This is a genomic window from Flavobacterium sp. (assembly GCF_965277525.1).
In the GTDB taxonomy this organism is placed as follows: Bacteria; Bacteroidota; Bacteroidia; order Flavobacteriales; family Flavobacteriaceae; genus Flavobacterium.
In genome coordinates this window covers 18,453-31,441 of record NZ_CBDIDC010000005.1, presented here as the reverse complement: position 1 = coordinate 31,441, position 12,989 = coordinate 18,453, and the positions used below count along the sequence as shown (strand labels likewise).

Below are 12,989 nucleotides of genomic sequence, written 5' to 3'. Positions count from 1 at the left end.
GTTTTAATTTTTAAGAAAATGACGATTACATCATTCCTGGCATACCGCCACCCATTGGCATTCCGCCTCCGTTTTCTTCTTTAATATCAATTAATGCACATTCTGTAGTAAGGATCATTCCGGCAACAGAAGCAGCATTTTCTAATGCTACACGAGTTACTTTTTTAGGATCGATAATTCCAGCTTTAAGCATGTCTACGTATTCGTCAGTTTTGGCGTTGTATCCAAAATCACCAGAACCTTCACCCACTTTTGCTACAACTACAGAACCTTCAAGACCTGCATTTTCAACAATAGTTCTTAATGGAGATTCAACAGCACGAGATACAATCTGAATTCCTGTTGCTTCATCAGCGTTGTCAGCTTTGATATCAGCTAATGCAGCTTTTGCTCTTAATAAAGCAACACCACCACCAGCAACAATACCTTCTTCAACAGCCGCTCTAGTTGCATGTAAAGCATCATCAACGCTGATCTTTCTTTCTCTTTCATTTCTACTTCTGATAGCCGCACCTACATATAAGAACAGCAACACCGCCGGCTAATTTAGCTAAACGTTCTTGTAGTTTTTCTTTATCATAATCAGAGGTAGTATTTTCTACCTGAGCTTTTATTTGATTAACACGATTTTTGAAACGATATCAGATTTTTTTACCTTTTCCTCCAACAATTAGTAGTATTATCTTTATCAATTGTAATAGAAGAAGCTCTTTTTGCCAAGGGATGTCCTAACATTTCGATACCCCTTCTAATTTATAAAGTCCTAACCTCTTTCGCTCAGAAATTACCGTCCCGCCTGTTAAGAGTTGCAATATCAGTCTAACATTTCTTTTCTTCTATCGCCAAAACCTGGTGCTTTAACTGCAGCAACTTTAATAGTGCCACGTAATTTATTTACTACCAGATGTTGCTAGCGCTTCGCCATCTAACATCTTCTGCTATAATCATTAACGGACGACCTGACTTTGTGCAACTTTTTCTAAAACAGGTAAGTAATATCTTTCATTGCAGAAGATACTTCTTTGTCATATAATAAGAATATAGGGCGTAGTCTAATTCAGCCTGCATTTTTTCAGCTGTTTGTAACGAAGTATGGAGAAATATAACCCCTGTCAAACTGCATACCTTCAACAACATCAACAGTTGTGTCAGTTCCTTTAGCTTCTTCAACAGTAATAACACCTTCTTTACCCACTTTTGCAAAAGCAGTAGCGATTAGTTCCCCAATCACTTCGTCATTATTGGCAGAGATAGAAGCAATTTGTTTGATTTTATCAGAATCACTTCCAACTACTTTAGCTTGTTTTGCAAGGTCAGCCACGATAGCTTCAACAGCTTTATCGATACCACGTTTTAAATCCATTGGGTTTGCACCTGCAGCAACGTTTTTAAGACCTTCTTTTACGATTGCCTGAGCTAAAACTGTAGCAGTTGTAGTTCCGTCACCCGCTAAATCATTGGTTTTAGAAGCAACTTCTTTAACCATTTGCGCGCCCATATTTTCTAATGGGTCTTTTAATTCGATTTCTTTTGCAACAGAAACACCATCCTTAGTAACAGTTGGTCCACCAAATGATTTACCAATAATTACATTACGACCTTTTGGTCCAAGAGTTACTTTTACAGCATTTGCTAATGCATCAACACCACGTTTTAATCCGTCACGTGCTTCAATATCAAATTTTATATCTTTTGCCATTTTTTATTTGCTTTAGGCAGTAGGCTTTAAGCTTTCTACTGCTGAATTAATTTTTGTTTTAATTTGTAAATTTTGCTTTTATACTGTTGATTTTTTCTATTTGATTCTCTGCAATTTCATTATTAAGATATTGCAAATCTTTAGCTAAAATCAAAAGATATTCTGTTTCACTGGCAGAACCTAAAGCTATATTGAGAAATTGATTGAATTATTTGTCGCTATTTCTTCCACAGTCTTCACTTATATTAGTTGGAATTGAAGAAGATGCTCTTCTAATCTGACTAGTTAATCCATATAATTCTTCATTGGAAAGAATGAAGTTATTTTATAAATTTCTAAAGTGAAAGAATGACTTAGCTGCCAAATATGGTATTTTTTAAAATCTCTCATTTGTTTTTGCTTTAAGCTTTAGGCAATATGCTTTAAGATCTTCTAGGAAGCCTGTAGCCTACAGCCTATAGCAGCGTATAGCAATTTTTAGATAATTGCAAGGATATCATCCTCACGCATAATCAAATAATCAGTTCCTTCAAGTTTTAATTCTGTTCCTGCATACTTACCATAAAGTACAGTGTCTCCAACTTTTACAGTCATAGTGTGATCTTTAGAACCATTTCCTACTGCAACAACAGTTCCTTTTTGTGGTTTTTCTTTGGCAGTATCCGGAATAAAAATACCTGAGGCAGTTTTTGTTTCAGCTGCAACAGGCTCAATAAGTACGCGATCTGAAAGCGGTTTAATGTTTAAGGCCATGATTTTATATTTATTATAAGTTATACGTTTTTTATGTTCTATTGGATTTCAGAAATTATGCCATGCTCATAAAACTGACATTATTTCCTAAAAAAAATGCCAGCTTTGACAGGCTGGCATTTTTCTATTTATATCAAAATTATTATTTTGCTGCAGGGGTTGCCGGAGCAGGCGCTTGTTGAACTGGAACAGCTGGTGCAGTAGCAGCAGGAGTTTCAGATCTTTCAATGATTTTAGAGTCAGTTCCACCTGAAATACCAGGAAAACTTAAACTTGAAAGTAATATTAAAACAATCAGAATAGTAGCCAATGTCCAAGTACTTTTATCTAAAAAGTCTGTTGTTTTTTGTACTCCACCTAACATTTGAGTTCCACTAATAGTAGAAGACAATCCGCCTCCTTTAGGGTTTTGTACCATGATTACTACGATCAATAGAAAGCAAACTATTGTGATTAAAACTAAAAAAATTGAAAATGTGCTCATTGTTTAATTATTATTGTTATTTTGTTGTAAAATCTTTATATCCGAAATGCGGTCTGCAAAGAAACTAATTTTTTCTGGATATTTCAAAATTAATATTTCATATGCTTGTATTGCTTTTGTATATTTCTTTTGTTCCAAATATACTCTGGCTAAAGTCTCTGTCATTAAGTAAGAATTATCGTCTGTATTGAGATCGAATTGTACCGCTGGTACTATTGCAGTCTGTTTTATAGGAGATATCTTTGGGTTTGTTTCGATGAATTTATCGATTATTTCTGCCTTCTTCTTTTTCTCGTCATCAATTATTTCAGTTTGAACCTTTAGTTTCGCCGTTTTTTGGACTTCTTTTGCCTCTTGTGGCCCTTCTGTCCTGTCAATGGGTTCTGTTCGTGATAATTGCAGCCATTCCTGAAAAGAATGTTTCTCATTAACAGAGAAATCCAATGGCTTTCCTATTTCTAGATTTTCTTCGGCTATCTTTACCGTTTCCGGAACTTCAGTTTCTTTTGGTATTTCTGTTATTTTTGGTTCTTCAAAAACGACCGTTGAAGCCTCTTTGATAGAATTCAATATCGATTGTTCGATTGGATCAATTCTTACTTCCGGAATTTCTTCCTCTACTATTTCTTCAAAAAATGTTGGCATCGTTTCTTTAATAGAAGGTGCAATAGGTTGCTCTGCAATTAGTTCTTTTGGTTCTTCTGTTTTTGGAGCTTCTTCAAAAGTTATATTTGAAGCTTCTTTGATAGATTCTAAAATAGATAGCTCGATAATTGGATCAATTGGTTTCTCCTCCATTTTCACAGGTTCTTCAAAAGTAGTAGTTGTTACTTCTTTAAAAGTATCTAAAATAGATTGTTCTGTAATGGGGGCAACTGCAGGTTCCTCGATTTTTACGGGTTCTTCAAAAGTAGTAGTTGTTACTTCTTTAAAAGTATCTAAAATGGATTGCTCCGTAATAACAGGTTCAATTTTAAGTTCTTCAATTTTTACAGGTTCTTCAAAAGCAGCGGTTGTTGTTACTTCTTTAAAAGTATCGGTAATGGATGGCTCGTTACTTGGCGTACTTGTTTTGTTTTCTATTTTTTCAGGCTCATTAAAAGTAACATTAGTTGCTTCTTTTATAGAATTCAGAATAGATTGCTCAATTGGATCAATTCGAACTTCAGTTGCTTTTTTGATTTCTTCAAAAGAAACAATCTCGCTGTCGAATACTTTTATTTCTAAAAGATCTCTCAGTTTTCGATCATAATATTCATTCTGAATAGAAGTAAAATCTTCTGAAGTGATAAAATCAAATAAAACGGCACGATCAGTTGTGTGAGCGGCCGTAACTTTTAAGGCATAATTATACTTAAAGCTATTTTGATTGTAAAGTCCTTTTAATCGCAATGCTCTGGCACTTTGAAAATATGGAAATTCATTCAAAACACTTCCTAATGCATCCGCTTGCTTTTCAGTAATAGCATCCGGTTTGTTCATTAAGTACGTATAATCAGTTACATTCATTTTTTATTGTTTAATCGTTTTGTTTGTTTAAGTTTAATCTTTTAGAGAATCGATTAAAGAATTAACCGATTTCAATAAATAAACAATTTTACCATTTTGCTAATGATTCATTAAAGATATCCTGCGTAATTCTCTCGAAAATAGTTTGAATGGCTGTATTTAAAATAGCTCCCGTAGGCAATGTCGCTCCCGGATAGTCATAATAGAATTCGAACGATTTTTCGAAATCATCTGTTTCTTTCTTTTTATTGGTAAACCTAACTTGTACACGAATTGTCAGACGGTTTTGTGCTGCCCCAACATCACCACCTGATGTCACAGCAGTTGCCGTCATTGGAGTCGTTCTGTAATCTACAATTTCTCCTTCATAAACCAAGTCTCCACTATTGCTGACTAAGTTTAGATTGGTTTGATTTTGAATTAAATCCTGCAAAGCCAACGTGAATTGTCTATCAATTCCGGGCTCGATCAAATCCGCATTATTCTGAAAAAAGTTAACCTGAAAAGTTTTGGCATCAATTTTTCCTGTTCCTGTAAAGTTATAAACTGAGCAGCCACTTAACATAAAGAGGCTCATTAAGGCAAATAAAGAATATATTTTTTTCATAAAATGAATGTAGGGTGAAATTTCATCTTTTTAAATTCCAAATTCCATTTTTAAAAATTGCTTTGCAATTCTCAAACATTTTGGTTTGAAATCTAATTTTTTTCAAATATAACAATTTGGAATTTGGAATTTATTTTTTGAAATTTTCTGTTTTATTTATAAATCAAATTGTTTAATTTTTCGATATAAAGTACGTTCCGAAATGCCTAATTCATCAGCAGCAGCTTTTCGTTTTCCTTTATTTTTTTCTAATGACTTTTTGATCATTTCGATTTCTTTTTGCTCTAAACGTAAAACCTCTTCTTCCTCAATGGTCTCGGCAAACAAATAATTATCATCTTGAAGCTGATAATTGTCTTCGCGGGTTGCAGGTGTCATGACGGCTGTTCTTGGTTCTTCTTCAAAATCTATTTCACTTTCATTTTCCTGAGAACCATATATTTTCTGAATCAAATTTGGATTGATGTCTTGTACTTTGGTACCATTTTTCATCAATTCCAAAGTAAGTTTCTTTAAATCATTCAGATCACTTTTCATATCAAAAAGAACTTTGTACAAAATGTCTCTTTCGGTACTAAAATCGCTTTCTTTTTTCTTTTCATTAATTACAGAAGGTAAATTGCTTCCCTCGGTAGGTAAATATGATTTTAAAGTCGCTAACGTAATATCGCGATTGGTTTCTAAAACAGAGATTTGTTCTGCCACATTTCGCAACTGACGAATGTTTCCGTTCCATCTGAATTTTTGCAAAAGCTGTACTGCATCATCATCTAGTTTTAATGGAGGCATTTTATATTTATGCGCAAAATCAGCAACAAATTTTCTAAACAATAAATGAATGTCTTCATTTCTTTCGCGTAAGGGTGGCAAAGTAATTTCGACAGTAGTCAGACGATAATACAAATCCTCACGGAATTTTCCTTTTTCAATAGCATTGAATAAGTTCACGTTTGTAGCGGCCACAATTCTCACATTTGTTTTTTGAACCTGAGAAGAACCTACTTTTATAAATTCGCCATTTTCAAGCACACGAAGCAAACGAACCTGGGTTGTTAGAGGTAATTCACCCACTTCATCCAGGAAAATAGTTCCGCCATCGGCTACTTCAAAATAACCTTCACGGGTGCTCGTAGCTCCTGTAAAAGCGCCTTTTTCGTGACCAAATAGTTCACTGTCAATAGTTCCCTCAGGAATTGCACCACAGTTTACCGCAATATATTTACCATGCTTTCTGTGTGAAAGCGAATGTATTATTCTTGGAATATTTTCTTTACCAACACCACTTTCCCCAGTTACCATTACCGAAATATCAGTAGGAGCAACCTGAATGGCTTTTTCGATGGCACGATTTAATTTCGGATCATTTCCAATAATCTCAAATCGCTGTTTTATTGCTTGAACTGTTTCCATGTAAAATTTTGTTTCAAGTTTTTGTTTGTTTCAAGTTTCAAGTTACGGAATGTATACGAGTCTTAAAACCACAAATAATATTTTGTCTTTTGCCACGAATTTCACGAATTTATTTGAAATCGGACGAGAACTTTTTTGAGTAATATGACTATATTTAAATTAACCACAAATTACGCAAATTAGCGCAAATTTGTTTTATGAATTTATTAATCGTTTATGTATTAATGATTTGTTTTGAAAGTTTGCAATTATTCCAACTGGAGTATCAGCCAGTTTCATATAATTCAATGTCTGTGCAAGATGATCATTACATATTTCTTTTACTGATTTTACTTCTAATATTATGTCATCATAAACTATGAAATCGGCATAAAATTTATGTGGCAAAATGACTCCTTTATATTCAATTGAAAATTCCTTTTCTCGTTGATAAGGAATTCTATGATTTTTGAATTCGATTTCTAATGCGTCCTTATATACAATTTCAAGTAAACCAGGACCTAATAATCTATGTACTTCCATACATATACCTACTATTTGGTAGTTTTGATCTTTTTTGTAATAATATTCGGTTGTATCAGTCATGAAGAATTAATTTGTGAAAATTTGTGAAATTTGCGGTAAAAAACTTAGTTCATTTCGCTCAATAGCACTGCTTCGCCTTTAAGAGTTCCACTAGTGCAACTTGTGATTTTTACGTTTACAAAATCCCCAATCTTATAATTCTCTTTTGGGAAAACCACCGTAATACTTTGAGAGTTTCTTCCTGAGAATTCTTCAGTTGATTTTTTAGAAACTTTCTCAACTAAGACTTCCACAACTTGTCCTACGAATTCCTCGCTTCTGAACCAGGCGTGTTTTTGCTGTAAGTCTACAATTTCCTGCAATCTTCTGGCTTTGGTTTCTTCGGCAACATCATCGTCCATTTTTCTTCCTGCCAAAGTTCCCGGGCGCTCAGAATACGAATACATATAGCCAAAATTATATTTCACATATTCCATTAGGCTCATGGTATCCTGGTGATCTTCTTCAGTTTCTGTTGGGAAACCAGCAATCATATCCTGTGAAATCGAAGCATTCGGAATAATCGATCTGATTTTATCAATCAAAGTCATGTATTCTTCACGGGTATGCAAACGATTCATTTCTTTTAGAATTCGGTTACTTCCGGATTGAACCGGTAAGTGAATGTGTTTACAAATATTAGGGTGCTTCGCAATAACGTGCAGCACACTTTCGTGCATGTCCTGAGGATTAGAAGTCGAAAACCGAATACGCATTTTAGGAAATCCAACCGCAACCATTTCCAGCAACTGATCAAAATCAACCGCAGTTGCTTTTTGCATTTCAGAGGCATTTACGAAATCTTTTTTCAAACCACCTCCATACCAAAGATAACTGTCAACGTTTTGTCCTAGCAGTGTAATCTCCTTAAAGCCTTTGTCCCATAAATCCTGAATTTCCTTCATGATACTTTGAGGTTCACGGCTACGTTCACGTCCGCGGGTAAAAGGTACAACGCAAAACGTACACATATTATCGCAACCACGAGTAATAGAAACTAATGCCGTAATTCCGTTACTCATCAAACGAACCGGCGAAATATCTCCGTAGGTTTCCTCTTTCGATAAAATTACGTTAATAGCGTCGCGGCCTTCTTCAACTTCTGCTAATAAATTCGGTAAGTCTTTGTAAGCATCAGGGCCGACCACAAGATCGACTATTTTTTCTTCCTCCAAAAACTGACTTTTCAAACGTTCGGCCATACAGCCTAAAACGCCCACTTTCATCTTTGGGTTAATACGTTTTACGGCATTATATTTCTCCAGACGTTTGCGAATAGTCTGTTCAGCCTTATCCCGAATTGAGCAGGTGTTTACCAAAACCAAATCGGCGTCTTCAAGGGTTTGTGTGGTATTATATCCGTTTATTGATAAAATAGAAGCTACAATTTCACTGTCCGAAAAATTCATCGCACAACCGTAACTTTCTATAAAAAGTTTTTTAGTATTCTCAGGTTTATTCTCCAAAACAAGACTTTCACCCTGTTTGCTTTCCTCAATAATCTTTTCCATTGTATAATTTCAAAGTGCAAAGATAACGTAAATGCGGTAAATATGACAAGATGGCAGAAAAGAAATTTTAGATTTTAGTACTGAAGTTTGGGGATTGATTTTAGATTGAGTTGTAGTTGCTAAAAGCACATTTTAAGATCTCGTAATAAGATTTAAAATGACAATCCAAAATAATTAAAGGCACATATTAAAAGATTAAAAGCATTCTCAAAACTTTTCGAACTTACCCTGAAATATTTCAGATCAAACAAACTTTGTGAATTTTGCGTAAAATTTGCGAACACTGTGGTTGAATTTTTTGCCACAGATTAAAAGATTCTGAAAGATTTGTAATTTCTGAGGTTAAAACGTATTATAAGAAGCAATTTTCGGATTTTCGTTTTTTATTCCGGGCTTTTCACCACAATCCGGGCTGCGGATTTACAGTTTGAAAAAGAATATTCCGTGGTATTAACCTTTAAAATTTATACCTATATATATAATAGGTAGGGATACAGATAAATCTGCATTTTTACGAAACATAATATTAAAATAACTCAAAAATGATTTCTCGAAGGTAATATTTAAAAAAAATAGATACTTTTGTTGCAGAAAAATAGAGCAATGGCAAAGAATTTAGTAATAGTGGAGTCACCTGCAAAGGCGAAAACGATAGAGAAATTTCTGGGAAGTGATTTTCAAGTAGAGTCAAGTTACGGACATATAGCAGACTTACCATCAAAGGAAATAGGAGTAGATGTAGAGAATGGTTTTAAACCTAAATACGAAGTTTCTCCGGATAAAAAAGCCTTGGTAAGCAAATTGAAAACACTATCTAAGAATGCCGAAATGGTTTGGTTAGCAAGTGATGAGGACCGCGAGGGGGAGGCTATTTCATGGCATCTTGCGGAAGAATTAAAACTGGATACTAAAAAAACCAAGCGAATTGTTTTTCACGAAATTACAAAGTCTGCGATTCTTAAAGCAATCGACAACCCTAGAGAAATTGATTATAATTTAGTAAACGCACAACAAGCACGTCGTGTTTTAGACCGTTTGGTAGGATACGAATTGTCTCCTGTTTTATGGAGAAAAATTAAGGGAGGATTGTCTGCGGGTCGTGTACAATCAGTTTCAGTTCGTTTGATTGTAGAAAGAGAACGTGAAATTCAGAATTTTAATGCAGTTGCGAGTTATTCAATTGTAGCAGAATTTGTAAATGAGGCAGGAAAAGCTTTCAAAGCTAAATTGCCAAAAAACTTCAATACTAAAAAAGAAGCCGAAGATTTTTTAAATAAAAATATCGGATCACAATATAAGGTAGCTGATTTAGAAACCAAACCTACCAAAAAATCACCAACAGCCCCTTTTACAACTTCTACTTTGCAACAAGAGGCAGCGAGAAAATTGTATTTACCGGTTGGGATCACCATGCAGCTTGCACAACGTTTATACGAAGCGGGACTTATCACTTATATGAGAACCGATAGTGTGAACCTTTCTAAAGATGCTATGGATGCTGCTGAAGCTGAAATCATAAAATCATACGGAAAAGAATTTTCGAAACCCCGAACTTTTGCAAACAAAAGCAAAGGAGCACAAGAGGCGCACGAAGCAATTCGTCCGACTGATATGTCACGTCACACTGTAAATATCGATCGTGACCAGGCTCGTTTGTATGATTTGATCTGGAAAAGAACATTGGCGTCTCAAATGAGTGATGCGCAATTAGAAAGAACAAACGTAAAAATCGAGGCAAATAATCACAGCGAGATTTTTACAGCTTCCGGAGAGGTTTTACTTTTTGAAGGTTTCCTGAAAGTGTACTTAGAAGGTCACGATGATGATGAAGAGGAGCAAGAAGGAATGTTGCCTGCATTAAAAGTAAACGAAAAGCTAGTTAACAATTATATTACGGCAACGGAGAGATATTCAAGACCTCCGGCTCGTTATACAGAAGCTTCTTTGGTAAAAAAATTAGAAGAATTAGGAATTGGTCGTCCGTCTACGTATGCGCCAACTATTTCTACTATCATCAATAGAAATTATGTTGAGAAAGGAACGCTTGAAGGTCAGGAACGTAATTATACACAACTTACTTTGCAAGCTAATAAAGTAGGTGAAAAGTTGCTGAAAGAAAATACAGGTTCAGATAAAGGAAAATTAGTTCCTACAGATATCGGGACTATCGTTACGGATTTCCTGGTTAAGAACTTTGGAAATATCTTGGATTATAACTTTACTGCAAAAGTAGAGCAGGATTTTGATGAAATTGCCGAAGGGAATATTGACTGGGCAGTGATGATGAAGGAGTTCTATGATAAATTTCACCCGAACGTAAAAGAGGTGGAAGCAAATGCAGAACGTGAAAGCGGAGAAAGAATCCTTGGTAAAGATGCTGACGGAAGACAAGTTTCTGTTCGTTTAGGAAAATTTGGTCCTATGGCTCAAATTGGAGAAGCAGATGATGAAGATAAGAAGTTCGCCAGTTTGATGTCTGATCAGAATATCGGAAACATTACGCTGGAAGAAGCTTTGAATTTGTTTTTATTACCTAAAAATTTAGGAGAATATAAAGGAGAAGAAGTAGAAGTTAGTAATGGTCGTTATGGTCCTTATGTTCGTCACGGAAGTGTATTCATTTCGTTGCCAAAAGGAGAAGATCCATTAAGTCTTTCTAAAGAAAGAGCACAGGAACTAATTGATGAAAAAGCAATTGCTGATGCGCCAATCGCAGTTTACAAAGGTGAAGGTGTTCAAAAAGGTGTGGGACGTTTTGGTCCGTTCATCAAATGGAACGGCATTTTTATCAACGTAAGTAAAAAATACAATTTTGATAATTTGTCACAACAAGAAGTTGAAGAACTAATTGAGGATAAATTACAAAAAAATATAGACAAAGTGCTTCATAACTGGGAAGATGAAGGTATTTTGGTTGAAAAGGCCCGTTGGGGTCGTTCAGTTATTACAAAAGGTAAAATCAAAATTGAATTAAGTAAGGATGTTGATGCTACAAAATTGACATTGGCTCAGGTTCAGGAGATGATTGCAGCTAAAACACCGGCAAAAAAGACACCAGCTAAAAAGGCAACAACCGCTAAGAAAGCTCCAGCTAAAAAAACAGCTGCTAAAAAGAAATAATAAATGGAATTTGATTTTCTAGAACCGGTTAATGACGGAATTTTAAAATTCATTAGTTCGTTGTCTTCACAAGAATTGGGAAGCAAAATAGTTTTGCATACTCAAGATCAGTTTCCTGATATTAGCAGAATTACCATTGCAATAGTGGGTGTTTTAGAAGATCGTCGCAACAGCAATGTAATTAATGAAGTTAACTTAAATGCAGTTCGTAAGAGATTGTACAGTATGTTTCCCGGTAATTGGGATGCATCTATTGCGGACTTGGGAGATATTCGTGCAGGTGATTCAGTAGAGGATACTTATTTTGCATTAAAAAAAGTAACCTCTAAATTAATTAAGAATAAAGTGATTCCTATAGTCCTGGGAGGTTCGCAGGATTTGACTTATGCTTTGTATCGCGCTTATGATGATTTAGAGCAAATGGTAAATATGGTCGCTGTAGACAATAAGTTTGATTTTGGTAAAGAAAATGAAACCGTTTCAGCTAATTCTTATCTGACTAAAATTATTATAGATGAGCCGAATAACCTGTTTAATTATTGTAATGTTGGTTATCAGACCTATTACAATTCGCAGGAAGAAATCGATTTGATTGAAAAACTATTTTTTGATGCGTATCGTTTAGGAGAGATCTCGAATAATATTGCATTGGCAGAGCCTGTTTTTAGGGATGCTGATCTGGTAAGTATAGATCTGAATTCTGTAAAATCATCAGAATCAGGAAATTTGGTCTCTTTTGAGCCAAATGGTTTCAACGGAAAAGAGATATGTTCACTGGCCAGATATGCAGGTATTAGTGATAAAGTTTCTTGTTTAGGAATCTTTAATCATAATAGTACTGCGCCGGAATCAGTTATTATTGCGCAAATGGTTTGGTATTTTATAGAAGGTTATCACTATCGTTCTAAAGAATATCCATTTGGTAGTAGAGCAACGTACTTAAAATATATTGTTCCGCTTGAAGACGAAGAGTTGGTTTTTTATAAAAGTGACAAGACAGATCGTTGGTGGATCGAAATTCCATTTGAGTCAAATGGTCACAATAAATTGAAAAGAAATACGTTATTACCGTGTTCATACGACGAATATCTGAGCGCTTGTAATCAAGAATTGCCGGAAAGATGGTGGAAAGCACAGCGAAAAAATGCTTTGTAAAAGTATTTTTTACGCAAAATCATAATTTTATAAAATTAGTTAAATAGTATTAGTAAGAAAATAAATATAAACTATAAAATTTAACGTGTTACGTCGATTTTTTAGGTTAGTTTATCGATGAAATATTTTTTTTTTATTTTATTTAACATTATTTTTGAACGATAAATAAATTTCGCA

The 12,989-nt window shown here is 34.7% G+C and carries 9 protein-coding genes and 3 pseudogenes; 2 read left to right on the top strand and 10 right to left on the bottom strand.

Annotation, left to right across the window (positions count from 1 at the left end):
- Positions 1-25: 25 nt before the first annotated feature.
- The 10 genes and pseudogenes from ACQY44_RS08460 to miaB form a co-directional block, all read right to left on the bottom strand.
- Positions 26-699 (bottom strand): annotated as a pseudogene (locus ACQY44_RS08460) (TCP-1/cpn60 chaperonin family protein); the annotation flags it as partial.
- A 73-nt stretch (positions 700-772) separates the two neighbouring features.
- Positions 773-1,699: pseudogene (gene groEL, locus ACQY44_RS08455) on the bottom strand (chaperonin GroEL); the annotation flags it as partial.
- A 58-nt stretch (positions 1,700-1,757) separates the two neighbouring features.
- A pseudogene (locus tag ACQY44_RS08450) lies at positions 1,758-1,955 on the bottom strand (four helix bundle protein).
- Positions 1,956-2,176: 221 nt separating this feature from the next.
- Positions 2,177-2,452: a co-chaperone GroES gene (locus tag ACQY44_RS08445; RefSeq protein ID WP_012023920.1), complete on the bottom strand. Its 276-nt coding sequence runs from the start codon at positions 2,450-2,452 to the stop codon at positions 2,177-2,179.
- 142 nt (positions 2,453-2,594) lie between these two features.
- Complete coding sequence (secG, locus tag ACQY44_RS08440) at positions 2,595-2,936, bottom strand: preprotein translocase subunit SecG (protein ID WP_428229946.1); 342 nt, start codon at positions 2,934-2,936, stop codon at positions 2,595-2,597.
- Positions 2,937-2,939: 3 nt separating this feature from the next.
- Positions 2,940-4,445: a tetratricopeptide repeat protein gene (locus ACQY44_RS08435; RefSeq protein WP_428229945.1), complete on the bottom strand. Its 1,506-nt coding sequence runs from the start codon at positions 4,443-4,445 to the stop codon at positions 2,940-2,942.
- A gap of 88 nt (positions 4,446-4,533) precedes the next feature.
- Complete coding sequence (locus ACQY44_RS08430) at positions 4,534-5,052, bottom strand: LptE family protein (protein ID WP_428229944.1); 519 nt, start codon at positions 5,050-5,052, stop codon at positions 4,534-4,536.
- A 156-nt stretch (positions 5,053-5,208) separates the two neighbouring features.
- Positions 5,209-6,462 (bottom strand): sigma-54 interaction domain-containing protein, encoded by a 1,254-nt coding sequence (locus tag ACQY44_RS08425; RefSeq protein WP_428229943.1) that lies wholly within the window; start codon positions 6,460-6,462, stop codon positions 5,209-5,211.
- 195 nt (positions 6,463-6,657) lie between these two features.
- Positions 6,658-7,047 carry a GxxExxY protein gene (locus ACQY44_RS08420; RefSeq protein WP_428229942.1) on the bottom strand — a complete coding sequence of 130 codons (390 nt, stop codon included), beginning with the start codon at positions 7,045-7,047 and terminating at the stop codon, positions 6,658-6,660.
- 44 nt (positions 7,048-7,091) lie between these two features.
- Positions 7,092-8,537 carry a tRNA (N6-isopentenyl adenosine(37)-C2)-methylthiotransferase MiaB gene (gene miaB, locus ACQY44_RS08415; RefSeq protein WP_428229941.1) on the bottom strand — a complete coding sequence of 482 codons (1,446 nt, stop codon included), beginning with the start codon at positions 8,535-8,537 and terminating at the stop codon, positions 7,092-7,094.
- Positions 8,538-9,140: 603 nt separating this feature from the next.
- Between miaB and topA the strand changes: the two genes are divergently transcribed.
- Both topA and ACQY44_RS08405 read left to right on the top strand, forming a co-directional pair.
- On the top strand, positions 9,141-11,657 hold the full coding sequence (topA, locus tag ACQY44_RS08410) for a type I DNA topoisomerase (protein WP_428229940.1): 2,517 nt from the start codon (positions 9,141-9,143) through the stop codon (positions 11,655-11,657).
- A gap of 3 nt (positions 11,658-11,660) precedes the next feature.
- A complete protein-coding gene (locus ACQY44_RS08405; protein ID WP_428229939.1) occupies positions 11,661-12,812 on the top strand; it encodes a formimidoylglutamase in 1,152 nt (383 codons plus the stop codon).
- The last annotated feature ends 177 nt before the right edge of the window (positions 12,813-12,989 follow it).